Source organism: Staphylococcus sp. GDY8P54P, assembly GCF_017892645.1.
GTDB lineage: Bacteria > Bacillota > Bacilli > Staphylococcales > Staphylococcaceae > Staphylococcus > Staphylococcus ureilyticus.
In genome coordinates this window covers 1-25,786 of the sequence record NZ_JAESLN010000009.1, presented here as the reverse complement: position 1 = coordinate 25,786, position 25,786 = coordinate 1, and the positions used below count along the sequence as shown (strand labels likewise).

The 25,786-nt window shown below is 32.9% G+C and carries 26 protein-coding genes and 1 tRNA gene; 26 read left to right on the top strand and 1 reads right to left on the bottom strand.

Annotation, left to right across the window (positions count from 1 at the left end; genetic code table 11):
• The 9 genes from sdhB (at window position 1) to KA883_RS03845 (ending at window position 5,622) form a co-directional block, all read left to right on the top strand.
• The gene (gene sdhB / locus KA883_RS03885; protein WP_046207832.1) at window positions 1-825 is read left to right on the top strand and encodes a succinate dehydrogenase iron-sulfur subunit; all 825 of its coding nucleotides are present in this window, start codon (window positions 1-3) and stop codon (window positions 823-825) included.
• 373 nt (window positions 826-1,198) lie between these two features.
• On the top strand, window positions 1,199-1,993 hold the full coding sequence (gene racE / locus KA883_RS03880; RefSeq protein ID WP_046207831.1) for a glutamate racemase: 795 nt from the start codon (window positions 1,199-1,201) through the stop codon (window positions 1,991-1,993).
• A gap of 14 nt (window positions 1,994-2,007) precedes the next feature.
• Entirely contained in the window at window positions 2,008-2,589 is a 582-nt protein-coding gene (locus tag KA883_RS03875) for an XTP/dITP diphosphatase (RefSeq protein ID WP_046207830.1), read from the top strand.
• Window positions 2,589-3,098: a YfcE family phosphodiesterase gene (locus KA883_RS03870; protein WP_046207829.1), complete on the top strand. Its 510-nt coding sequence runs from the start codon at window positions 2,589-2,591 to the stop codon at window positions 3,096-3,098. The genes KA883_RS03875 and KA883_RS03870 overlap by 1 nt, the downstream gene beginning before the upstream one ends.
• 272 nt (window positions 3,099-3,370) lie before the next feature.
• Window positions 3,371-3,444 (top strand) — tRNA-Arg (locus KA883_RS03865).
• 838 nt (window positions 3,445-4,282) lie between these two features.
• Window positions 4,283-4,417 carry a beta-class phenol-soluble modulin gene (locus KA883_RS03860; RefSeq protein WP_019469301.1) on the top strand — a complete coding sequence of 45 codons (135 nt, stop codon included), beginning with the start codon at window positions 4,283-4,285 and terminating at the stop codon, window positions 4,415-4,417.
• Window positions 4,418-4,451: 34 nt separating this feature from the next.
• On the top strand, window positions 4,452-4,586 hold the full coding sequence (locus tag KA883_RS03855; protein WP_046208718.1) for a beta-class phenol-soluble modulin: 135 nt from the start codon (window positions 4,452-4,454) through the stop codon (window positions 4,584-4,586).
• A gap of 48 nt (window positions 4,587-4,634) precedes the next feature.
• Entirely contained in the window at window positions 4,635-4,769 is a 135-nt protein-coding gene (locus tag KA883_RS03850) for a beta-class phenol-soluble modulin (protein WP_019469303.1), read from the top strand.
• A 166-nt stretch (window positions 4,770-4,935) separates the two neighbouring features.
• Window positions 4,936-5,622: a YjjG family noncanonical pyrimidine nucleotidase gene (locus tag KA883_RS03845; RefSeq protein WP_046208717.1), complete on the top strand. Its 687-nt coding sequence runs from the start codon at window positions 4,936-4,938 to the stop codon at window positions 5,620-5,622.
• Window positions 5,623-5,777: 155 nt separating this feature from the next.
• On the opposite strand, the gene KA883_RS03840 is transcribed toward KA883_RS03845, so the two are convergent.
• Entirely contained in the window at window positions 5,778-6,218 is a 441-nt protein-coding gene (locus KA883_RS03840) for an N-acetyltransferase (RefSeq protein WP_046208716.1), read from the bottom strand.
• Window positions 6,219-6,493: 275 nt separating this feature from the next.
• Between KA883_RS03840 and bshC the strand changes: the two genes are divergently transcribed.
• The 17 genes from bshC (at window position 6,494) to ileS (ending at window position 25,699) form a co-directional block, all read left to right on the top strand.
• Complete coding sequence (bshC, locus tag KA883_RS03835) at window positions 6,494-8,107, top strand: bacillithiol biosynthesis cysteine-adding enzyme BshC (RefSeq protein WP_046208715.1); 1,614 nt, start codon at window positions 6,494-6,496, stop codon at window positions 8,105-8,107.
• A gap of 149 nt (window positions 8,108-8,256) precedes the next feature.
• Complete coding sequence (gene mraZ, locus KA883_RS03830; RefSeq protein ID WP_046208714.1) at window positions 8,257-8,688, top strand: division/cell wall cluster transcriptional repressor MraZ; 432 nt, start codon at window positions 8,257-8,259, stop codon at window positions 8,686-8,688.
• Window positions 8,689-8,702: 14 nt separating this feature from the next.
• Complete coding sequence (rsmH, locus tag KA883_RS03825; protein ID WP_046208713.1) at window positions 8,703-9,638, top strand: 16S rRNA (cytosine(1402)-N(4))-methyltransferase RsmH; 936 nt, start codon at window positions 8,703-8,705, stop codon at window positions 9,636-9,638.
• A 14-nt stretch (window positions 9,639-9,652) separates the two neighbouring features.
• Window positions 9,653-10,057, top strand: a complete 405-nt coding sequence (gene ftsL, locus KA883_RS03820; protein ID WP_046208712.1) for a cell division protein FtsL — start codon at window positions 9,653-9,655, stop codon at window positions 10,055-10,057.
• Window positions 10,038-12,320, top strand: a complete 2,283-nt coding sequence (locus KA883_RS03815) for a penicillin-binding protein (protein ID WP_046208711.1) — start codon at window positions 10,038-10,040, stop codon at window positions 12,318-12,320. Before ftsL ends, KA883_RS03815 begins: the two co-directional genes overlap by 20 nt.
• A gap of 201 nt (window positions 12,321-12,521) precedes the next feature.
• On the top strand, window positions 12,522-13,487 hold the full coding sequence (gene mraY, locus KA883_RS03810; RefSeq protein ID WP_046208710.1) for a phospho-N-acetylmuramoyl-pentapeptide-transferase: 966 nt from the start codon (window positions 12,522-12,524) through the stop codon (window positions 13,485-13,487).
• A gap of 1 nt (window position 13,488) precedes the next feature.
• On the top strand, window positions 13,489-14,838 hold the full coding sequence (gene murD / locus KA883_RS03805) for a UDP-N-acetylmuramoyl-L-alanine--D-glutamate ligase (RefSeq protein WP_046208709.1): 1,350 nt from the start codon (window positions 13,489-13,491) through the stop codon (window positions 14,836-14,838).
• Between the two features lie 14 nt (window positions 14,839-14,852).
• Complete coding sequence (locus KA883_RS03800) at window positions 14,853-15,743, top strand: cell division protein FtsQ/DivIB (RefSeq protein ID WP_052722066.1); 891 nt, start codon at window positions 14,853-14,855, stop codon at window positions 15,741-15,743.
• 105 nt (window positions 15,744-15,848) lie between these two features.
• On the top strand, window positions 15,849-17,255 hold the full coding sequence (gene ftsA, locus KA883_RS03795) for a cell division protein FtsA (protein ID WP_210139872.1): 1,407 nt from the start codon (window positions 15,849-15,851) through the stop codon (window positions 17,253-17,255).
• Window positions 17,256-17,284: 29 nt separating this feature from the next.
• Window positions 17,285-18,451: a cell division protein FtsZ gene (ftsZ, locus tag KA883_RS03790; RefSeq protein WP_046208707.1), complete on the top strand. Its 1,167-nt coding sequence runs from the start codon at window positions 17,285-17,287 to the stop codon at window positions 18,449-18,451.
• A gap of 238 nt (window positions 18,452-18,689) precedes the next feature.
• Window positions 18,690-19,478 carry a peptidoglycan editing factor PgeF gene (pgeF, locus tag KA883_RS03785; protein WP_046208706.1) on the top strand — a complete coding sequence of 263 codons (789 nt, stop codon included), beginning with the start codon at window positions 18,690-18,692 and terminating at the stop codon, window positions 19,476-19,478.
• A gap of 18 nt (window positions 19,479-19,496) precedes the next feature.
• Window positions 19,497-20,171, top strand: coding sequence for a YggS family pyridoxal phosphate-dependent enzyme (locus tag KA883_RS03780; RefSeq protein ID WP_046208705.1), 675 nt, complete (start codon window positions 19,497-19,499; stop codon window positions 20,169-20,171).
• A gap of 5 nt (window positions 20,172-20,176) precedes the next feature.
• On the top strand, window positions 20,177-20,758 hold the full coding sequence (locus KA883_RS03775; RefSeq protein WP_046208704.1) for a cell division protein SepF: 582 nt from the start codon (window positions 20,177-20,179) through the stop codon (window positions 20,756-20,758).
• A gap of 12 nt (window positions 20,759-20,770) precedes the next feature.
• Window positions 20,771-21,061: a YggT family protein gene (locus KA883_RS03770; protein WP_046208703.1), complete on the top strand. Its 291-nt coding sequence runs from the start codon at window positions 20,771-20,773 to the stop codon at window positions 21,059-21,061.
• 107 nt (window positions 21,062-21,168) lie between these two features.
• Complete coding sequence (locus KA883_RS03765; protein WP_046208702.1) at window positions 21,169-21,939, top strand: YlmH family RNA-binding protein; 771 nt, start codon at window positions 21,169-21,171, stop codon at window positions 21,937-21,939.
• 134 nt (window positions 21,940-22,073) lie between these two features.
• Complete coding sequence (locus KA883_RS03760; protein WP_046208701.1) at window positions 22,074-22,709, top strand: DivIVA domain-containing protein; 636 nt, start codon at window positions 22,074-22,076, stop codon at window positions 22,707-22,709.
• 239 nt (window positions 22,710-22,948) lie between these two features.
• On the top strand, window positions 22,949-25,699 hold the full coding sequence (gene ileS, locus KA883_RS03755; protein ID WP_046208700.1) for an isoleucine--tRNA ligase: 2,751 nt from the start codon (window positions 22,949-22,951) through the stop codon (window positions 25,697-25,699).
• Window positions 25,700-25,786: the final 87 nt, after the last annotated feature.

Genomic DNA, 25,786 nt, shown 5'->3' with positions numbered 1-25,786 from the left:
ATGGCAGATACTAAAGAAGTAAATGAAACTCAAGCGCAAGACGAACAACAAAGCCAACAACAAAATCAAAATACAATTAAGCTCATCATTAAACGACAAGATGATGCAGAGTCTAATCCTTATGAAGAAGAATTTGAAATTCCTTACAAAGAGAATTTAAATGTTATTGCTTGTTTAATGGAAATTAGACGTAATCCAGTCAATAGTAAAGGTGAGAAAACAACACCTGTTATTTGGGATATGAACTGTTTAGAAGAGGTTTGTGGTGCTTGTTCTATGGTTATCAATGGTAAAGCAAGACAATCTTGTACAGCAATTGTTGATCAATTAGAACAACCAATAAAGTTAGAACCAATGAGTACATTCCCAGTTATTCGTGACTTACAAGTTGATCGTAGTAGAATGTTTGATAATTTGAAACGTATGAAAGCATGGGTACCGATTGACGGTACGTATGACCTTGGACCAGGTCCTCGTATGCCAGAGAAAAAACGTCAAACTGCATATGAATTATCTAAATGTATGACGTGTGGTGTATGTTTAGAAGTTTGTCCAAACGTTACAAGAAACAACGATTTTGTTGGTGCGCAAGCTATTTCACAAGTTAGATTGTTTAACTTACACCCAACAGGTTCAATGACTAAAGATGAACGTTTAAATGCATTGATGGGTGCAGGTGGGTTACAAGAATGTGGTAACTCACAAAACTGTGTTAACGCATGTCCGAAAGGCATTCCTTTAACGACATCAATTGCTGCATTAAACCGTGAAACTTCTTTCCATATGTTCAAATCATTCTTTGGTTCAGACCACCAAGTAAACTAATATATAATGAAAATGCCAACAAAGTTTAAACTTTGTTGGCATTTTTTTATGAAATATTTTATAGATACAAATTTAATACAGTGATTAAGCTTTAAAAAAGTATATATACTATAATAAAAATTTTAAGTTATTAGTGTATTAAAATATTAATATATAGATTATCTGATTATATAAAAATTTTCCATTAGTAATATTGTGAATTTTGTTAAATAGCGAAGAACTGGTATGACTCTATGATTCAATGATGCTAACCTATTGATAAGTATAATATTTGAATTGTCTGCTATTTTGTATTTTAGGTCTTGGAAAATGATTTTGAAAACGCAGCTATGCTACAATAAAAGACAAGTAAATATATAAGGATGAACAAGATATGGAGAAACCAATTGGAGTTATTGACTCTGGCGTTGGAGGTTTAACAGTTGCTAAAGAAATCATGCGCCAATTACCAAATGAAACCATTTATTATTTAGGAGATATAAAACGCTGTCCATATGGACCAAGAGAAGCTTCTGAGGTAAGACAATTTACTACAGAATTAGCTGAAAAACTCATGACGTTTGATATCAAGATGTTAGTGATTGCATGTAATACTGCAACGGCAGTGGCATTAAAACATTTACAAAACTTATTGGCAATACCTGTTATTGGCGTTATTGAACCAGGTGCTAGAACAGCGATTATGACAACAAAAAATCAAAATGTTTTAATATTAGGTACAGAAGGTACGATTAAATCAGAGGCATATCGACATCACATTAAACAAATAAATCCAAATGTAGAAGTATCTGGTGTGGCATGCCCAGGCTTTGTGCCTCTCGTAGAACAAATGAGATACAAGGATCCAACGATTACGAGTATCGTTATACATCAAACGTTAAAACAGTGGAGAAATAGCAAAGCAGATACAGTTATTTTAGGATGTACACATTATCCTTTACTTTATCAGCCGATTAATGATTATTTTCACGGAGAAAAAGTAGTTATTTCATCTGGACTAGAAACAGCCAGAGAAGTGAGTGCATTATTAACATTCAGTAATGAACACGCAGGTTATAAGAAACAGCCCGCACATAAATTTTTTGCGACAGGAGAAACAGAACATATCGAACGTATTATTGAAGAATGGTTAAATATGAAAGCAACAGTTGAAAAAATAGAAGTTTAAAGTGAGGCGTAAAAATGGAAGATATTGTTATTGCATCAAATAATAAAGGGAAAATAAATGATTTTAGAGTTATTTTCCCTGATTATAATGTTATAGGCATTTCAGAACTCATCGAAGATTTTGACGTTGAGGAAACAGGTGACACGTTTGAAGAAAATGCAAGACTAAAATCTGAAGCAGCTGCAGAAGCATTAAATAAGCGTGTTATTGCTGATGATAGTGGATTGGAAGTTTTTGCTTTAAATGGAGAGCCAGGTATATATTCAGCGCGTTATGCTGGAGAAACAAAAGATGATAATGCAAATATTGAAAAACTTCTAACTCAGTTAGGTGATGAAACAGACCGTAGTGCACAATTTGTTTGTGTTATTAGCATGAGCGCACCGGGTGAAGATACAGTACAATTTAAAGGAACTGTACAAGGAGAAATCACACTAAATAAAATTGGTGAACATGGCTTTGGATATGATCCTATCTTTTTTGTAGAAGACAAAAATAAAACAATGGCTCAGCTAACTGCAGAAGAAAAAGGACAAATTAGTCATAGAGGTAAAGCAATAGAACAGCTACAAGAATATCTAGAAGGTGATCAATAATGTCGAAATGGATTATAGTTAGTGACAATCATACTGAACAAGGTGTGCTATTTGATATTATAAATCAGCATGAGGATATAGATGCTGCCATTCACTTAGGTGACTCTGAATTCGCTTATGATGATAGTGAACTCAGTTACTTTTATAGAGTAAAAGGGAATACTGATTTTTATCCTGAGTTTCCAAATGAGCAAACAATCGATATAAATGGTATTAAGGCATTTTTAACTCACGGTCATTTATATCAAGTGAATCGTACAAGAATGCCTTTAGCGGAACAAGCAAAAGCAACAGACTGTAAATTTGCTTTTTATGGTCATACACATGTTGCTAAACATGAAACAATAAATGGTGTGCATGTCATAAATCCAGGTAGTATTTCACAGTCGAGAAGTAATATTGAAGAAACATATGCAGAATTGCTTATTGATGATACGAGATTAGAAGCAACTTTAAATTTCCGTAATCGAAATCATGAAATCATCAGTAGTGAAAATTTTGTACTCTAAATAAGTGGGGTGAATCTACGTCTAGAAATGATTGAATCGTAGGTTCATCTTCGTATTACTGTAAAGCGTTGAATGTAAGAAACATTTTACATTTCAGTGTTGTAAAAATAGTGCTCACGTTAATGGATTGTACTATTTAAAGAATTTAAATAAATTAGCAATATTATGATAAAAAGTTTACAATAGTGAAAAATCATATTTATTTTTAAGGGATAGAGTATTGCTTTATCAGTGTAAATTAGATATAATTATTCTTGTGTTCAAAAGATAATGTCCTGGTAGCTCAGCTGGATAGAGCAATGGCCTTCTAAGCCATCGGTCGGGGGTTCGAATCCCTCCCAGGACGCTAATAACGTAAAATACATAATAAATTATGTGTTTACTGACTAGATCGCTAATATATTAGCGGTCTTTTTTTGTTTTTTTACATGCGCAGTGAACAACATATACTGTTAATTTATGGCTTAATAAAGTTAAACTGCTAATTGCAAAATAGGGTTACTTATGAAATTTGTTATTGAATCAAGTAAATTATACTCAAAATATATGAAAGTTTTGTCAGAAAGTAATGCTTTAGCTAGTAAATTTAAACGCGGCTTTGATCATATAGTTATGGCATAACAATTATTATTATATATTGTTGTAATCATTTAAATTTATTAGTTGCTTAAATTGTATATAGACGATTAAGACAATAAATATGTTTTAGGCTAATGCTAAGTGGTATTGAATATATAACTATAAGGTAATATAATTTAATGATTATTTGCGTTTGCGCTACTTCAATTTGAAGTGGCGCTTTTTTGATGTTTGTATCGAATCAATAAATGCATGTATAAACTGTCAGATAAAAATATTGAGAAATACCACAACAAATATAATCATCGTTAAAGCATTTGTTAATTTTATTTATATATAAATTTTATAAATAAATTCCATTTTGTAAATTGTATGACATGGAATTGCGTAAAATACAGTTGGGCATTCAAAACTGTAAACCAATGTATCTTTTGCTACAGTTTTTACTACTATTTAACGAAGTATGAAATAAAACACAAATTTATATGCAAATGTCTTATAGTTATAGATAACAAACGATACTTAATTAAATAACAAATTAACAGTATCGTTTAAAACATAAAAAGCAGTCATAAGCATTTATCTTATAATAAGGAGTGTTTATAATGGAAGGTTTATTTAATGCAATTAAAGATACAGTACAAGCTGGCATAGCAGGAGACGGTGCTAAATTAGGTACAAGTATCGTAAGTATCGTAGAAAACGGAGTAGGTTTAGCAAGTAAATTATTTGGATTCTAATATAAATATATAAATAATAAAGGAGAAATAAATTATGACTAAATTAGCAGAAGCAATTGCAAACACAGTAGAAGCAGCAAAATCAGGTAACGGTTCAGAATTAGGTACAAGTATTGTAGATATCGTTTCAAGTGGTGCAGGTTTACTAGGAAAACTTTTCGGATTTTAAAAAATAGCAGATTATTTATTCTAAATAATGTAATGAGGAGTGTTTATAATGGAAGGTTTATTTAATGCAATTAAAGATACAGTACAAGCTGGCATAGCAGGAGACGGTGCTAAATTAGGTACTAGTATTGTAGATATCGTAGAAAATGGTGTAGGTTTAGCAAGTAAATTATTCGGATTTTAATTTGAATTTCTATGACGGACTGGCCAAGGTAATAACCTTGGCCTTTTTTGTTTGCTAATATTTGAAATATGGTATGATGAAATAAAATTCGACTATGTTTATACATTAACGATGACATAATTAATTGACTTTATTAAGTGAATTCATTAAGGGGTTAGAAAATACTATGAATAAAAGATGTTTGCTTATCGATTTTGACGATACAATTGTAGATTTTCATGATGCTGAAGCATATGCATTTCATCAACTTACAAAAAAATATAATTTAGAGACAGATCAAAATGATTTAAATCAATTTATAACTGTAAACCAAGCACATTGGGAAGCGTTTCAACAAAATCAATTAACAAAAACTGAAGTGTTAAGTAAAAGGTTTGAAGTGTATTTTGATTTACATCAAATCAATGTGAATGGGCAAGAAGCGGATGTAATCTTTCGGGATGAACTCGCAAATGCCCCAATAAAGTATTTTATGAATACGGTGGAAACATTGAGCATGCTCAAAAACACTCACGATCTATATATTGTTACCAATGGAGTTTTGGAAACACAACAAAGACGTATAGCAAAAACAGAAATGGGAGATTGGTTTAAAGGTGTGTTTGTATCTGAGCAAACTGGATATCAAAAACCTATGCCAGAGTTTTTTGATTTTGTTTTTAATAAAATCGGTCATGACAAAAGAGCTCATGCAATGATTGTTGGTGATTCAATAACATCAGATATTTTAGGTGGAAAAAATGCGTCAATAAAAACATGTTGGTTTAATCCAAGAAATAAAATAAATGATACAGAAATTAATCCAGATTATACTATCGAATCGCTTGATCAATTGTTAGATATAGCAAAATAAAAGAAGCGTGAATTATAATCAGAAAAATTGATTGTAATTCACGCTTCATATTATGTTAATGATAATTTAAGAAATGAAAAAGTTTACTTTATAAAAAACATATACTATATATTAAAAATGCGTGTATCATTATTTAGTGGTATTGGACAGGAAAATCATGGTGTCCAAATAAGTATATCGTGACCGTCTTTATTTTGTTGTTCGATATCTTTAAAGCCATGTTTAATGAAGAAATTTTTTGATTGATTACGAGCAATGACTTTAATAGGTTGACCTTGTTCCTTAGCAAAATCTAGCAGTGCTTCGCCGTAACCACGACCTTGGAAATCACGTAAAACTTCTAATTTCCATAAAATATTATAATCATCAAAATCTGAGAAGTATACTTCTTCAACTTCTCCTTTACGGTATAAAGCCATACGAGCACCTAACCTATCACCGACATATATGCCATAAAATGGTGAGTCCGAACTAGCGTCTATCATTTCACCGCGTAATTCATCTACTAAATATAAATCTTCATTTCCGAAGTTCCTAAAATCTTCAAATAATTCATCTGTTTTGTAATTAATATCTAGTCGTTTAACATTACTCACTTTAGCTTCCCCCTTTGCTTTATTACTAACTATTATACCTTATTTTATTGGATATTTCACAAAAATGAATGCTTAAAACATTTTATGTAAAATCAATATTAATTTGTGCTTTGTTTTAATATATTTAAAGGTACTGATCGTATGTATAAGCATTGGATTACAATGTTGAAAGAGAGTAAGTATATTTTCTAATAAATTTATAAGCCGTAAAATTGTCAATGTTGAATATAAACTTTATACTAAATAGGAATAGAGTAACGTAAGGAGAATTACGAATGGATTGTATGACAACGAAACTTAATGAAAAAGATCAATTTATAGCGAATATTAAAAATAGTGATTCAACTTTAGCTAAGTATTATCATCTTGATGCAATGGATGAACAAAATTATAAAAAAAGACTACTTTCAGAAAATAACGGAAGAGAAGCGTCTCTAGCCAAAATCATTGAAGCATATATGGATGATTTAACATTAGATTATCAACAAAATAAAAATTTAAAAGCGCTTAGTAAAGGTGCGAAAGTTGTAATCGGTGGTCAACAAGCTGGTTTGTTTGGTGGACCTTTATATACGTTTCATAAAATATTTTCGATTATTACATTAAGTGAAAAACTATCGAAAGATTACGATACACATGTTGTCCCTGTTTTTTGGATTGCAGGTGAAGATCATGATTTTGATGAAGTAAATCATACTTATGTTTTTAATGAACATACGGCAACGTTACAAAAAATAAAATATAGTACTATGACGCCTCCAGAATCTAGTGTTTCAAAGTATACGCCAGATAAAGAAGCGTTACATAAAGCATTAAATGAATTTTTCAAAGAATTAAAAGAAACTGAGGCTTCTCCAAAACTACTAAACATGTGTAGAAAGATTATCGATAACTATGATGGTTGGACTGACATGTTTAAAGCGTTATTACACGAAGTTTTCAAACATTACGGATTATTACTGATAGATGCAAATGATAAAGCATTGCGCCGTTTAGAAAAGCCAATGTTCAAGGACATTATTAAAAATCATAATTTAGTTGACGATGCCTTTAGGCAAACACAGGCTCAAACTATCACTGACGGTTTAGATCAAATGATACAGACAGAGACGAATGTACATTTGTTTATGGATGATGGTGGTGTAAGACAACTATTAACTTTTGAAAATGGACGTTTCTATTTAAATAAATCAGAGAAATCGTTTTCGGAACAAGAACTTCTTAATATGGTAGAAACAGACCCAGAAAAATTTTCTAATAATGTCGTTACGAGACCAGTAATGGAAGAATGGCTATTTAATACAGTAGCATTCATAGGCGGCCCTAGTGAAATTAAATATTGGACAGAATTAAGTGAAGTTTTTCGAACATTACAAGTAGATATGCCTATCGTTTTACCACGATTAAGGATTACGTATTTAAATACCAGAATAGAAAAATTAGTAGCACAATATCGATTGAATTGTAATAATATCATTGAAAAAGGAATTGAAGCAGATAAAACAAAGTTTATTAGATCTAAAGCTTCGCAATCTTTTATAGAACAGATTGAAGCTTTAAAAGAACAGCAAAATGATTTGTTTCAATCTCTTCAGGCAGAAGTTAAAGACAATCATGATAATAAGGTATTGTTGAACAAAAATAACGAAATTCACCAAAAGCAATTTGATTATTTAATAAAACGGTATTTATTGAATGTTGAAAGAGAAAATGACATTAGCATGAAACATTTTGAGCTCATAAGTCAAACACTCCATCCAATGGGTGGATTACAAGAAAGAATTTGGAATCCACTTCAAATTATGAATGATTTTGGGATAGATGTGTTTAGTCCCTCCACTTATCCACCACTTTCATACACATTTGATCATATATTGATAAAACCTTAGAGTATCAAGGGAAGCACCCGGTTCATTTAAAAGATGAATCGGGTGTTTTTTTCTATGTTTCAAGAAATTTTGGTGAAATTTGTATAATTAGTGGAGGATAGTGGTGAGATGTGGTAAATTATATATATAAGAAGGTGAGGTGATTATAAATGTTCATGGGTGAATACGAGCATCAATTGGATACTAAGGGACGTATGATTGTTCCGTCCAAATTTCGTTATGACCTAAATGAGCGTTTTATAATTACCCGTGGCCTTGATAAATGCTTATTTGGTTACACTTTAGAAGAATGGCAAGTAATTGAAGAGAAAATGAAAACCTTACCAATGACAAAAAAAGATGCGCGTAAATTCATGCGTATGTTCTTTTCAGGTGCTGTTGAAGTGGAATTAGATAAGCAAGGGCGTATAAATATTCCTCAAAATTTGAGGAAATATGCCAATTTGAGTAAGGAATGTACGGTAATAGGTGTCTCAAACCGTATTGAAATTTGGGATAGAGAAACTTGGAATGATTTTTATGATGAATCAGAAGATAGTTTTGAAGATATTGCCGAAGACTTAATTGACTTTGATTTTTAAATGGAGGCGTTAAATTGTTTCATCATGTCAGCGTTATGCTAAAAGAAACTATAGATTATTTAGATATTAAAGAAGATGGCATATATGTCGACTGTACATTAGGTGGAGCAGGCCATGCCCTCTATTTATTAAATCAAATTGGAGACGAAGGTAGACTTATTGCAATTGATCAAGATACAACAGCCCTTGAAAATGCAAAAGAAGTATTGAAAGACCATATACATAAAGTTACCTTCGTCCATAGCAACTTTAGAAAATTAACTGAAATTTTAGATGATTTAAATATTGAAAAAGTAGATGGCATTTATTATGACTTGGGTGTGTCTAGCCCCCAATTAGACGTACCTGAAAGAGGTTTTAGTTATCATAATGATGCGAAATTAGATATGCGTATGGATCAAACCCAATCATTATCAGCGTATGAAGTAGTTAATGATTGGTCATTTGAAAAATTAGTGAGAATTTTTCATCGTTATGGCGAAGAAAAATTTTCGAAACAAATTGCTAGACGAATAGAACAAAATAGAGCACAAAAGCCAATTGAAACAACTTTAGAACTGGTGGATGTTATTAAAGAAGGAATACCTGCTAAGGCAAGACGAAAAGGCGGGCATCCTGCTAAAAGGATTTTCCAAGCAATTAGAATTGCAGTTAATGATGAATTGTCTGCATTTGAAAATTCATTAGAACAAGCAATCGAGCTTGTGAAAGTGAACGGAAGAATATCTGTGATTACGTTCCACTCGTTAGAAGATCGCCTTTGTAAACAAATGTTCCAAGAATATGAAAAAGGCCCCGAAGTGCCAAGAGGCTTACCTGTTATTCCAGAAGCTTATACACCAAAATTGAAAAGAGTTAATCGAAAACCAATTATTGCTACAGATGAAGATTTAGAAAAAAATAATCGAGCGCGTAGTGCCAAGTTACGTATAGCTGAAATACTAAAATAAGGAGTGATTTTTGAGTGGCAGTAGAGAAGATATACCAACCGTATAGTGGAGCAGAACAACAAATACCACAAACGCAACCGTCGCCTCATCCCCAGAGTCAACCCCAGACAGTTAAGCGTAAAGTAATTGTCAAGCTAACTAAGTTTGAAAAGATGTTATACATAGGACTTATAACAGTGATTGCTTTAATAAGTATTTATATGCTATCTTTAAAAATGGATGCGTATGAAACTCGAGAAAAAATTGCAGATTTAGATACAAAAATTGAAAAACAATCTAGTGAAAACAGCGCAATAAAATCTGAAATTAAAAAGAACTCCTCATATGAACGCATTTACGATAAGGCCAAAAAAGATGGAATGAGCCTTAAGAACGATAATGTAAAGGTAGTGCGTAATAATGGCGAAGCGAAGAATTAAATTAAAGAAACCGAAGTTTTCAATTAAAAAAAGTAAAATAGGGGCAGTCCTACTCATTCTTGGATTTGGACTGCTCTTTTTTACGTTGGTTTTAAGATACTCATATATTATGTTGACAGGACACTCTTCTGGTGAAGATTTAATTATGAAAGCGAACGAAAAATACTTAGTAAATAGTCAGCAGCAACCAGAACGAGGTAAGATTTATGACAGAAATGGCAAAGTGTTAGCGGAAGATGTGGAACGGTATAAAGTTGTGGCAGTTGTTGATAAAAAAGCAAGCGAAGGCAGCGATAAACCTAAGCATGTAAAAGACAAAAAAGAAACTGCAAAAAAACTTGCGACAGTGATTGATATGTCAGCAAAAGAAATTGAGAAAAAACTAGATAATAAAAAAGCCTTTCAAGTTGAATTTGGTCAAAAAGGCACAGATTTAACGTATCAAGAGAAAGAAAAAATTGAAAAAATGAAACTTCCTGGTGTGACGTTATATCCAGAAACTGAAAGATTTTATCCTAATGGAAACTTTGCATCTCACTTGATAGGTATAGCTCAAAAAGATCCAGATAGTGGAGAATTAAAAGGTGCTTTAGGTGTTGAAAAAATATTTGATAGCTATCTTTCAGGACAAAAAGGTGCTTTATCGTATATTCATGATATTTGGGGGTATATTGCACCAAACACCAAAAAAGAAAAAGTGCCTAAACGTGGAGATGACGTACATTTAACACTTGATTCAAATATACAGGTTTTCGTTGAAGAAGCGCTAGATGGCATGGTTGAACATTATAAGCCAAAAGATTTGTTTGCCGTAGTGATGGATGCGAAAACAGGAGAAATCTTGGCATTTAGTCAAAGACCAACTTTTAATCCAGAAACTGGTAAAGATTTTGGAAAAAAATGGGCAAATGATTTATATCAAAACACATATGAACCAGGGTCAACTTTTAAATCTTATGGTCTAGCGGCAGCAATTCAAGAAGGTAAATTTAAACCTGATAAAAAATATACTGCTGAACCTAGAGAAGTAATGGGCTCTAAAATATCTGACTGGAATAAAGTAGGTTGGGGAAAAATCTCAATGTCTACTGGTTTCACGTATTCTTCAAACACTTTAATGATGCACTTACAAGATTTAGTTGGCTCAGATAAGATGAAAGAATGGTATGAAAAATTTGGTTTTGGTAAATCTACTAAGAGTATGTTTGATGGTGAATCTACAGGTGGTATAGCTTGGGATAATGAAGCACAGCAAAAAACATCCTCATTTGGTCAATCTACAACCGTAACACCAGTCCAAATGTTAAGAGCGCAATCCGCTTTTAATAATGAAGGTAAAATGCTGCAACCATGGTTTGTAGATAGCGTGAGCAATCCTGTTACTGATGATACTTTTTATAAGGGTAAAAAAGAGTTTGCAGGAAAACCAATTACTAAAGACACTGCTAAGAAAGTGCGTACTGAATTAGACAAAGTTGTAAACAGTGAAGATAGTCATGCTAAAAACTATCAAATTGATGGTTATGACGTAGCAGGTAAAACAGGTACAGCACAAGTTGCTGACTCTGATAATGGTGGTTATGTTCAAGGGGAAAATCCATACTTTGTAAGTTTTATTGGTGATGCACCTAAAGATGATCCAGAAGTAATAGTGTATGCTGGTATGAGTTTAGCACAAAAAAATGACCAAGAAGCTTATGAAATGGGTGTAAGTAAAGCGTTTAAACCTATTATGGAAAACACATTGAAATACTTAAACGTAGGAGATAAAAATTCTAAAGATAAATCTGATGTGAAGTATAGTAAAGTGCCAGATGTTCAAGGTCAGGAAACGCAAAAAGCACAAGATAAGGTGAATGGTAAGTCTCTCGAACCAATTGTCATAGGAAGTGGAGATAAAGTTGTTAAACAATCAGTATCACCAGATAAAGAAGTGCTACCGAATAGTAAGGTATTATTACTGACAGATGGGGATATAACTATGCCAGACATGACAGGTTGGACAAAAGAAGAAGTGATTGCTTTTGAAACCTTGACGCAAACAAAAGTAACTACAAAAGGTAGTGGCTTCGTTTCTAATCAATCTGTTAGTAAAGGACAAAAAGTTGATAAAAAAGATAAAGTAGAAGTGACGTTATCTGCAGAAGCGGTTAATGGTGAGGCTTCGACGACATCATCCAAAGAAAAAGAATCGTCCAAAGATGATTCTAATAAAAAAGATGATAATAACTCAGATTCAAACAGTGACAAACAAAGTGAATAAAAATTTATTGTATTTCTGACGTCACTGGTAAAACATGTTAAAATGTATCATTTGAAAATTGATGCGAGGTAGTAATTTAAATGTTGAATACAAAATATAATTTTGAAATTTGAAACATACTTACTGCCTCGTTACATATGATTTATAAGTTGCACTTAGCATTAACGACATCAATCCAATTTAATATTAAAGGAGCATAATATGGTTTATTTACTAGCGATCATTGCACTACTAATAACATTTATATTAGTCCCTGTATTGATACCAACACTAAAGCGAATGAAATTTGGACAAAGTATAAGAGAAGAAGGCCCTCAAAGCCATATGAAAAAAACAGGTACACCGACGATGGGAGGATTAACTTTCCTACTTAGTATCATTGTCACATCAATATTAGCTATTATTTTTATGGATAATGCAAATCCGATTATATTGTTGTTGTTTGTGACGATTGGTTTTGGATTAATTGGTTTTATTGATGACTATATCATTGTTGTTAAAAAGAACAATCAAGGATTAACGAGTAAACAAAAATTCCTTGCTCAAATCGCTATTGCAGTTGTTTTCTTCATATTAAGCCAAGTGTTTAATCTAACAGACTTTTCAACGGGAATTCATATTCCATTTACAGGTTTAGAAGTACCATTATCAATTGCATATGTAATTTTCATTGTATTTTGGCAGGTTGGTTTTTCTAATGCGGTCAATTTAACAGATGGATTAGATGGACTTTCTACTGGGCTTTCTATTATTGGATTTATTATGTATGCGCTTATGGCATATATCCAAGGCGCAAATTCTATTGGCTTGTTTTGTATTATCATGATTTTCGCATTACTTGGATTCTTACCTTTTAATTTAAATCCCGCTAAGGTATTTATGGGAGATACAGGTAGTTTAGCTCTAGGCGGTATTTTTGCTACAATTTCAATTATGCTAAATCAAGAATTGTCACTTATTTTTATCGGTTTTGTATTTGTAGCTGAAACATTATCAGTTATGATTCAAGTCACATCATATAAGCTTACAGGAAAAAGAGTTTTCAAAATGTCACCACTACATCACCACTTTGAGCTAGTAGGTTGGAATGAGAGAAAAGTTGTTACTGTATTTTGGACAGTTGGTATTATTTCAGGTCTTATTGGCTTATGGATTGGAGTGAATTAAATTGCTGAAATATACAGGTTTAGAAAATAAAAATGTATTAGTAATAGGATTAGCAAAAAGTGGGTATGAAGCTGCGAAATTGTTACAAAAACTTGGTGCAAATGTCGTTGTTAACGATGGCAAAGATTTAAGCCAAGATGCACATGCAATCGATTTAGAAAATATGGGTGTCAAAGTTGTTGGTGGAGCGCATCCATTTTCCTTACTTGATAATGAACCACTCATTTTTAAAAATCCAGGTATTCCATACACGGTTCCGTTAATTCAAGAAGCGGAATGTCGAGGATTACACATACTTACTGAAGTAGAACTAAGTTATTTAGTTTCCAAAGCGCCCATTATTGGCGTGACTGGAACAAATGGAAAAACAACGGTCACTTCTTTAATAGGTGATATGTTTAAAAAAAGTAGAATTACTGGTAAATTATCTGGCAATATAGGTTATGTAGCTTCAAAAGTGGCACAAGAAGTAGAAGAAGAGGATTACCTTATAACTGAACTCTCTTCATTTCAATTACTAGGTATCGATCAATATAAGCCGCATATATCGATTATTACAAATATTTATTCTGCACATTTGGATTATCATGAGAATTTAGAGAATTATCAAAATGCAAAAAAACAAATATATAAAAATCAAACTGAAGAGGATTATTTAATATGTAATTATCATCAACGTCACCTGATTGAATCAGAATCCTTAAAAGCAAAAGTGTATTACTTTTCTACACAACAAGAGGTTGATGGTATATACGTAAAAGATGGTTATATTACATTTAAAGGTTTCCGACTTATTCATAAAGATGACTTAGTATTACCTGGTGAACACAATTTAGAAAATATACTCGCAGCTGTGTTAGCGGCACTGTTAGCAGGGGTTTCAGTAAGAGCCATAATAGATAGTTTGACAACTTTTTCTGGTATAGAGCATAGACTTCAATATGTAGGTTCAAACAAAACCAATAAATATTATAATGATTCTAAGGCTACCAATACTTTAGCGACACAGTTTGCTCTAAATTCATTTGAACAACCCATTATTTGGTTGTGTGGTGGTTTAGACAGAGGCAATGGATTTGATGAATTGATTCCATATATGAATAATGTCAGAGTGATGGTGACCTTTGGTGAGACGCAAGAAAAATTTGTGAAATTAGGCGAGAATCAAGGTAAATATGTAATAAAGGCCACAGATGTAGAAGATGCAGTCGATAAAGTACAATCAGTTATTGAGCCTAATGACGTTGTATTATTATCACCAGCTTGTGCAAGTTGGGATCAATACAATACATTTGAAGAGCGCGGAAATAAGTTTATTAAGAGCTTCCAAGCGCACTTACCTTCACTTTAAAGGTTGTGAAATAAATGTCAGATAAAGTTAGTGAATTTGATTCTGAATATTTAAAAGAGAAACGTGCAAAACGACGTAAAAAACAAAAACAAATCCAATACGCAATCTTCGGTATTTTGCTATTTATTATTTTACTGATTCTTATTTATATGTTCACGCCATTGAGTAAAATCAACTCGGTGACAATTGAAGGTAATGACAATGTATCTAAAGCTTCTATAAAAAAAGCGATAGATATAAAAGATGACTCTAGAATGTATACCTATAGTACTTCATCAGCTGTTAATAATTTAAAAAAGAATAAATTAATAAAGCATGCAGAAGTAACTAAAGTATTGCCGAATAAGGTGAAGGTTAAACTGACAGAAAGCCAAATCGTTGGTTTAGTTAAAAAGAAAGATCATTATGTACCGATTCTTGAAGATGGAACAGAATTAGAAAATTATGAAGAAAGTAATGTAACAGATGACGGTCCCGTCCTTGAAGGATTCAAAAAAGAGAAAAAAGAAAAAATAATACAAGAATTAGCAAAAATGCCTACAAAAGTGCGTAGCATGATCGCCGAAGTGCAATATGACCCGCAAGAAAATTTACAAAACCAAATCAAGTTATATACGACAGATGAGATTCAAATTGTGGGTAATTTGAATACTATTGCAAATAAAATGAAGTATTATCCTCAAATGTCACAGTCGTTAGAACGTGATGAATCAGGAAGCTTAAAAAAATCAGGCTACATTGATTTGTCTGTTGGTGCTTCTTTTATTCCTTATAGTGGTGGAAGTACTACTAAATCAACAAGTGATCAAAATGTTGACAAAGGAAACACAGAAGAAGATAAGGCGAAAGACGAGTTACAAAGTGCCTTAAATAAGATAAATAAAGAATCAGACAAAAATAATTAAAAAATTTAGACAAATACATGTGTTTATAGTTCACAAGCGTCAAAACGTATTGTAAACTGTTAATAGTGTGAACATGAATAAGTTATTGTCAGGAGGTGCCTATCTATGGAAGAGCATTATTATGTAAGTATAGATATCGGTTCGTCAAGTGTTAAAGCGATAGTGGGCGAAAAATTTCACAATGGAATAAATGTGATAGGTACAGGACAGACCTACACAAGTGGTATAAAAAATGGTCTTATTGATGATTTCGACATCGCAAAACAAGCGGTTAAAGATACAATCAAAAAAGCCTCTATTGCATCAGGCGTCGATGTTAAGGAAGTATTTTTAAAACTTCCAATTATCGGAACTGAGGTATTTGATGAGTCAAATGAAATTGAATTTTATGAAGATACTGAACTAGATGGTACACACATTGAGCGTGTACTTGAAGGTGTTCGTGAAAAAAATGATGTACCCGAAACAGAAATAATAAACGCTTTCCCAATTAAATTTGTTGTGGATGGCGATAATGAAGTGTCAGATCCTAAAGAACTCATTGCAAGACATAGTTTGAAAGTTGAAGCTGGTGTTATTGCGATTCAAAAATCAATTTTAATAAACATGATTAAATGTGTAGAATCTTGTGGTGTAGATGTATTGGATGTATACTCTGATGCATATAATTATGGCTCAGTACTTTCGGCAACTGAGAAAGAACTTGGCGCATGCATTATTGACATTGGTGAGGATATAACACAATTGGCATTTTACGAAAGAGGAGAGCTTGTAGATGCTGATGCTATAGAAATGGCTGGTAGAGATATAACGGAAGATATTGCAAAAGGTTTAAATACTTCTTATGAAACGGCTGAAAAAATCAAACATCAATATGGTCACGCTTTCTTTGATTCAGCGTCGGATCATGATGTGTTTACTATTGATCAAATAAATAGCGAAGAAGAAGCACAATTTACTCAAAAAGATTTGGCAGATGTGATAGAAGCACGTGTGGAAGATATATTCTTTAATGTGTTTGATGTATTACAAGAGTTAGGTCTTACAAAAGTAAATGGTGGTTTCGTTGTAACAGGTGGTTCGGCCAATTTACTAGGCGTTAAAGAATTGCTGCAAGACATGGTAAGTGAAAAAGTAAGAATTCATACGCCATCCCAAATGGGTATAAGAAAACCAGAGTTTTCTTCAGCGATTTCAACGATTTCTAGTAGCATTACTTTCGACGAATTACTAGATTATGTTACAATAAATAATCATGACAGTGAAGAATTTGAAGAAGAAGTCATAGAATCAAATGATCGAGAAAATAGTACGAAGTCAAGCGGATTTGATTGGTTCAAAAAGAAATCAAACAAACAAGAAGAGCCACATACATCAACTTCTGATATAGAAGAACCAGAAGTGTCTGAGGCATACGAACATGAAGACAACATAGAACAAGAAGAAGAAAGTAAACCTCAAGACAAAGAAGAAAGTAAGTTCAAGAAACTTATGAAATCTCTATTCGATTGATTGGCCACTAAAACTAGGAGGAAATTTAAATGTTAGAATTTGAACAAGGATTTAATCATTTAGCGACGTTAAAAGTCATCGGTGTAGGGGGCGGCGGAAATAACGCTGTTAACCGAATGATTGATCATGGTATGAATAATGTTGAATTTATTTCAATCAATACGGATGGACAAGCTTTAAACTTATCTAAAGCTGAGTCTAAAATCCAAATTGGTGAAAAATTAACACGTGGTTTAGGCGCCGGTGCAAACCCTGAAATTGGTAAAAAAGCTGCCGAAGAATCTCGTGAGCAAATTGAAGATGCAATCCAAGGTGCTGATATGGTATTCGTAACAGCAGGAATGGGCGGCGGTACTGGTACAGGTGCTGCTCCAGTTGTAGCAAAAATTGCAAAAGAAATGGGAGCGTTAACAGTTGGTGTTGTTACACGTCCATTCGGGTTTGAAGGCCGTAAGCGTCAAACACAAGCAGCTGCTGGTGTAGAATCAATGAAAGCTGCTGTTGATACATTAATCGTCATCCCTAACGACCGTTTATTAGATATTGTTGATAAGTCAACACCAATGATGGAAGCATTTAAAGAAGCAGACAATGTATTACGTCAAGGTGTTCAAGGTATTTCAGACTTAATCGCTGTTTCAGGTGAAGTTAACCTTGACTTTGCAGACGTTAAAACAATTATGTCTAACCAAGGTTCTGCATTAATGGGTATCGGTGTATCTTCTGGTGAAAACCGTGCTGTAGAAGCTGCTAAAAAAGCTATTTCTTCTCCATTATTAGAAACTTCTATTGTAGGTGCGCAAGGTGTGCTAATGAACATTACTGGTGGAGAGTCATTATCATTATTTGAAGCACAAGAAGCAGCAGACATTGTTCAAGATGCAGCTGATGAAGATGTTAATATGATTTTCGGTACTGTGATTAACCCAGAATTACAAGATGAAATCGTAGTAACAGTCATTGCTACTGGATTTGAAGATAAACCTTCATCTCAAGGTCGCAAAGCTTCAAATACTGGATTTGGCAACAGTGCATCATCTGGAAGTACAACTGCAAAAGAAGATTCATTCTCTTCTAGTGCATCACAAACGACAGACAGTGCAAATGAAGGTAGAACACATACTACAAATGAAGATGATATTCCTAGCTTTATCAGAAATCGTGAAGAAAGACGTTCTAGAAGAACTAGACGTTAATCTCGAATGGACTTCTTCTTCTGTTAGTTTTTCATAATAATTAATAATAATTTAGACAATATAAAATATATAAATGTCATCAGGTCCAAAGATCTGATGACTTTTTTGAATTTAGAAGTTGGCATATCATTTGTTGTGAACTACATTATTATGTAGAAAAATATAGTTTTCAATTATTTAGAATCTCCCGAATGTCTTTAGATAGTTTATAAATGTTGAATAGCTGGAGGTTTATAGCATGCAAGAGAAATTTATCAAAGATCGTCATATTTTAAAATATGACGATAATCAATTAAAGAATGTGAAATTGGGTATAACAACAAGAGAAGAAGGATACAGCCATTACCCGAAAGATGCATTTAATATGGCTAGATACATTAATGATGATCAAGATAATGTAACGAGGCACCAAGCGTTACTTGCTTCTGTAATTCAGTTTCCGAGAAATCAATGGGTTTTCCCGATTCAAACACATGAAAATAAGGTAGTTGAAATTACAAACAAAGATAAAGGTACTAATATTGATAGTCTTTCTAATGCATTACATGGTATAGATGGTATGTATACATTTGAAAATGACATTTTATTAACTATGTGTTATGCAGATTGTGTACCAATTTATTTTTATAGCGAAAAACATCACTTTGTAGGCTTAGCTCATGCAGGTTGGCGTGGCACAGTAGGTCAAATTGTCAATCAAATGTTAAAACGTATACCATTTGATTGGAACGACTTAAGCGTTGTTATTGGACCAGCAACTGCAAATTCATATGAAATTAATGATGATATTAAAAGCAAGTTTGAGCAATTACCTATAGATGCTCATCAATATATCGAAACAAGAGGTGACAATCGTCATGGCATAGACCTAAAAAAGGCGAATGCTATGTTGTTAGAGTATGATGGTGTTCCGAAAAATAATATTTATATAACGAATTATGCGACATCGGAAGATTTAAATTTGTTCTTTTCATATAGAGTAGAGAAAGGCGATACAGGTCGTATGTTAGCTTATATTGGTCAATAACTAAGAGGTGTATAAAAATTGGATGTACAACAAAGTTTAGCGCAAATAAATGAACAATTGAAAATACATTGCGAAAAAGGTAATATTACAACAGTCCCGCACGTGATAGCAGTGACAAAATATGTTACAATAGAGCGAGCTAATGATGCTTATCAAGCAGGTATTAGACATTTTGGTGAGAATCGTTTAGAAGGTTTTCAACAAAAGAAAGCAGCTTTACCAGACGATGTAGTCATGCATTTTATCGGTTCTTTACAAACAAGAAAAGTTAAAGAGGTCATTAACGATATCGACTATTTTCACGCTTTAGATCGTCTGAAATTAGCAAAAGAGATTAATAAAAGAGCTGAACATAAAGTGAAATGTTTTGTTCAAGTCAACGTTTCTGGAGAAACGTCAAAACAAGGTATCGCTTTAAATGAGGTAGATACGTTTATTAAGGATTTAGAGCAATATGAAAACATAGAAATAATTGGTCTTATGACGATGGCACCTTATACGGATGATGAACCGTATATTAAAGATTTATTCAAATCATTAAGAGCAAAGAGAGATGAAATTAAAGCGCTCAATTTAAATTATGCACCATGCACAGAATTATCAATGGGAATGAGTAATGATTACCATTTAGCAGCCGAAGAAGGTGCATCATTTGTGAGAATTGGGACTAAACTTGTAGGAAAAGAGGAGTGAGCCCCGTGGCTTTAAAAGATTTATTTAGTGGTTTTTTCGTAGTTGAAGAGGAAGACGATGATTTACAAGCGCCACCTGAAGAAGAACAAGATAGACAACAAGCGCAGTCTCAAACAAATTATAATAATCAACAAAATGACAATACAGAAAGACAACGCATACAGTCCGTACCCAAAAAACAACCAACAAGATTACAACAATCAACCGGGGAAAGGAAGTATCAAATGAATAACAGTGCACCTAAAAATAATACTAGGAACGTTGTGAACATGAATAATCAAGATCAAAACAATTATGGTTTTACGCAAGAAAGTTCTAAAATGTGTTTATTTGAACCACGCGTCTTTTCAGATACTCAAGACATTGCGGACGAATTAAAAAATCGCAGAGCAACTTTAGTGAACTTACAACGTATTGATAAAGTATCTGCAAAAAGAATTATCGATTTTCTAAGTGGTACCGTTTATGCAATTGGTGGAGACATTCAACGTGTAGGTTCTGACATATTCTTATGTACGCCAGATAATGTTGAAGTTGCAGGAAGCATAACAGACCAAATCGAAAATATGGAATACCAAGGTGAATAGAGGTAAACATTCATGGATATAGGTTTATTAGCAAATATATTTCAATTTATTTTATTCTTGGTTCAAATTTATTACTTTGGGATGATTGTATATTTCTTTATGTCATGGCTTCCAGGCGCACGTGAAAATAAATTCGGTCAATTTTTATCAAAATTGTATGAACCGTTTTTAGAACCATTCCGTAAAATTATTCCACCTATTGGCATGATTGATATTTCATCCATTGTTGCAATAATTGTACTTGTATTATTCCGAACTGGTTTAGAAAATATTTTTAATTTGATTTTAAATTATTTAGTGTAAGTTTTGTATTGAGGATAAAATGATATTTGAATAAATTATAAAATAAATGTTAAGCACCTAACGTTAAAAACGCGAGGTGCTTTAACTTATATTTGGAGTGAAATCACATCGATATTTATCAACATTTTAGAAAAGAAGAACATGAATTAATCGATCAACTCATCGATAAGTGTTATCGTGCCAACGACCAGTTTGCACCTGTATTAACTTCCTTTTTAGATCCCAGAGGCCAATATATATTAAATGTTGTAGTTGGTAGTTTTCAAGATTTAGAAGTTACTTTTTATGGTGGGCCATATGCTGAGAGACAAAGAGCCATCATAGCACCAGATTACTTTCAACCTGAGGTGGAAGATTTTGAAATCATTCTTTTTGAAATCGATTATCCTCAAAAATTTGTCACACTTCAACACCAACATGTCTTGGGCACAATTATGTCATTGGGAATCGAAAGAGACCAATTAGGTGATATTGTTGTAGATAATCGCATACAATTTACTTTGACAAAGCAATTAGAATCATATATTATATTGGAATTAAATAAAATTAAAGGCGCGACAGTTAAACTAAATGCGCTACCAATAAAAGATATGATACAATCAGTAGAGAACTGGCACTCATCCGAAACAACCGTATCTGGTTTACGATTAGATGTCGTTCTAAAAGAAATGATTCGTAAATCTCGTTCCATTAGCAAACAGTTAATCGAAAAGAAACGTGTTAAAGTTAATCATACGATTATTGATTCTGCAGATTTCCAACTGGATAAAGGAGACTTACTATCTATTCAAGGTTATGGCAGAGCAATGATTACTGATATTGGTGGAAAAACAAAAAAAGATAAAGTACGAATTTCCTACAAAACTTTATTTAAATAAGTTATACTTATAAAGTGTAGAACAACCGAATTTTAACGACTAAAATAAGCAATGATACCATATAAGATGAAATTTTATTTATGATATTTAATGAAATTACAAAATAGTGTATGATAGAAGGAGGATAATGACGCATGGCTTTTACACCAAGTGAAATAAAAAACAAATCCTTTACTCGTGTGAAAACGGGTTTTGAACCAACTGAAGTTGAAAGTTATCTAGAACAGCTCAGTAATGAAATTGAACGTTTAAAAGAAGATAAAGCACAACTAGAAAAAGTTGTCGAAGATAAAGAAACAAATATTCAATCTTATAAAGATGTGCATCAATCTGTGAGCGATGCATTAGTTCAAGCGAAACAAGCTGGAGAAGAGACGAAAGCAGCAGCTAATAAAGATGCAGAGGCAACAATTGCTAAAGCAAAAAGCGAAGCAGATCGTATTGTCAATGATGCAGTTGAAAAAGCTCGCCGCCTTTCTTTCCAAACAGAAGATATGAAACGCCAATCTAAAATATTTAGATCTCGTTTCCGTATGTTAGTAGAAGCACAGTTAGATTTACTTAAAAATGATGATTGGGATTATTTATTAAATTATGACCTTGATTCTGAACAAGTAACACAAGAGAATATTAATCATTTAAATGAAAATGAATTAACTGAAGAAGAAAAAGCGATGAAAGCAAAAGCTGAAGCAGATAGTACGGCAGAGGCGGATGCAGAAGCAACAGATAACAGCGGTTCAACAGATAATGAGAATAATAAACAATAAACAGCAGACGCGTAAGAAACAGTCGATATATTCAAGCGAGTTAGGGATAGTGTGAGCCTAATATATATTTGTTTCTTATATCACTGTAGTTTTAACTGAATAACATGCAATGAGAGAACTCTAAGTTGAGTTAATCAGGGTGGTAACGCGGTATATATCGTCCCTGTTAATTGAACTTAGAGTTCTTTTTATTGTTAAATACTAATCAAGTCAGAATATTGTAATAAGGAGTGTAGGAAATGGACTACAAAGATACGTTATTAATGCCGAAAACGAATTTTCCAATGCGTGGAGGATTACCGAATAAAGAGCCAAAAATCCAAGAAGAATGGGATGCTAATGATATTTATCAAAAAGCATTAGACAAAAATAAAGATAACGAACATTATATTTTACATGATGGTCCACCATATGCAAATGGTAACTTACATATGGGACATGCGTTAAATAAAATTTTGAAGGATTTTATTACGCGTTATAAAACAATGCAAGGTTTCTATACACCATATGTTCCTGGTTGGGATACACATGGGTTACCAATTGAACAAGCGCTTACTAAAAAAGGTGTTAAGCGTAAAGAATTATCAATTGCTGAATTTAGAAGAAAATGTGAAGCATTTGCGTTAGAACAAATAGAAAATCAAAAAAAAGATTTTAAACGCCTTGGTGTTAAAGGAGATTTTGCTGATCCATATATTACATTAAAACCGGAATATGAAGCTGCACAAATTCGTTTATTTGGTGAAATGGCTGATAAAGGTCTTATTTACAAAGGTAAAAAACCAGTTTATTGGTCACCATCTAGTGAATCATCGCTTGCTGAAGCAGAAATTGAATATCAAGATAAGCGTTCGCCATCTATTTATGTAGCATTTGATGTTAAAGATAGCAAAGGTATTGTTGATGAAGATGCAAAATTCGTTATTTGGACTACTACACCTTGGACATTACCATCGAATGTTGCGATCACAGTACACCCAGATTTAATTTATGGTCAATATAATGTGAATGGTGACAAATATATCATCGGTAAAGACTTAGTTGCTAATGTTGCTGAAGCATTAGGATGGAATGAAGATGCCATTGAATTAGAAAAAGAATTCAAAGGTAGTGACTTAGAGTATATCGAAACACAACATCCTTTTGTTGATCGTGTGTCACTCGTGATTAATGGATTACATGTGACAACAGATGCTGGTACAGGGTGTGTTCATACGGCACCTGGACATGGGGAAGACGACTTTGTAGTAGGTCAAAAATATAACTTGCCTGTTATTAGCCCTGTAGATGATAAAGGTGTATTTACAGAAGAAGCCGGTCAATTTGAAGGTATGTTCTACGATAAAGCGAACAAAGAAATTACAGATTTATTAAAAGAAAATGGTTCATTATTAAAATTAGAATTTATTACTCATAGTTACCCACATGATTGGCGTACTAAAAAACCTGTTATTTTCCGTGCAACACCACAATGGTTTGCCTCTATTGATAAAGTACGTCAAGATATTTTAGATGCAATCGAAGATACACACTTCAAGGTTGATTGGGGTAGAACTCGTATTTATAACATGGTAAGAGATCGTGGCGAATGGGTTATATCACGTCAACGTGTTTGGGGTGTACCATTACCAGTATTTTATGCGGAAAATGGCGATATTATTATGACTAAGGAAACTGTTAATCATGTTGCAGATTTATTCCAAGAACATGGTTCAAATGTATGGTTTGAGCGAGAAGCTGCAGAGTTACTACCTGAAGGGTTCACACATCCAAGCAGTCCAAATGGTGTGTTTACAAAAGAAACAGATATCATGGACGTTTGGTTCGATTCTGGATCATCACACCGTGGTGTATTAGAAGAACGTCCGGAACTTTCATATCCTGCTGATTTATATCTAGAAGGTAGTGACCAGTACCGTGGTTGGTTTAACTCTTCAATTACAACTTCTGTTGCTACGAGAGGAATTTCACCATATAAAATGTTACTTTCACATGGATTTGTGATGGATGGTGAAGGTAAAAAGATGAGTAAATCATTAGGTAATGTCATTGTACCTGATCAAATCGTCAAACAAAAAGGTGCAGATATTGCGCGTCTTTGGGTAAGTAGTGTAGATTATTTATCAGATGTGCGTATTTCTGATGAAATTTTAAAACAAACTTCTGATGTATATCGTAAAATTAGAAATACCTTAAGATTTATGTTAGGTAATTTAAATGATTATAATCCTTCAACAGATGCAATTGCAGAATCTGAGCTATTAGAAGTAGATAAATATTTATTAAATAGATTACGTGAATTTACTGCGAATACGCTAGACAATTATGATAATTATGATTATTTAGATATATATCAAGAATTACAAAATTTCATTAACGTTGAATTAAGTAATTTCTATTTAGATTACGGTAAAGATATCTTGTACATTGAAGAGCAGAATGCACATAAACGTCGCAGTATGCAAACAGTGTTGTACCAAATTGTAGTAGACATGACAAAATTATTAGCGCCTATCCTAGCGCATACGTCTGAAGAAGTGTGGTCACATATCCCACATGTAGAGGAAGAAAGTGTTCATTTAACACGTATGCCTGAACGTGTAGCAGTTGATGCTGAATTCATGGAAAAATGGAATACATTTATGAAATTGCGTGACGATGTGAACCGTGCTTTAGAAGTTGCGCGTAATGAAAAAGTAATTGGTAAATCATTAGAAGCCAAAGTGGTAATCGGTAGCAATGATAACTTTGATGCGACTACATTTTTACAACAATTCTCTGACCTACAACAATTATTTATTACTTCACAAGCGGAGGTAGTTGATAAAGTTGAAAATGGAGAATCATATCAATATGGTGATATCCACATTGAACATGCTCACGGAGAAAAGTGTGAACGTTGTTGGAACTATAGTGAATCATTGGGTTCAGTAGGTGAATTAGATAACCTATGTCCACGTTGTCAAGCAGTAGTTAAAACACTTGTTTAAATATTGATAAATGTTAAAGTAAGAACATGGCAAATACGTTATTCATAAAATATTAAACGGTTTTGTTAGTCAAGTCCAGACTCCTGT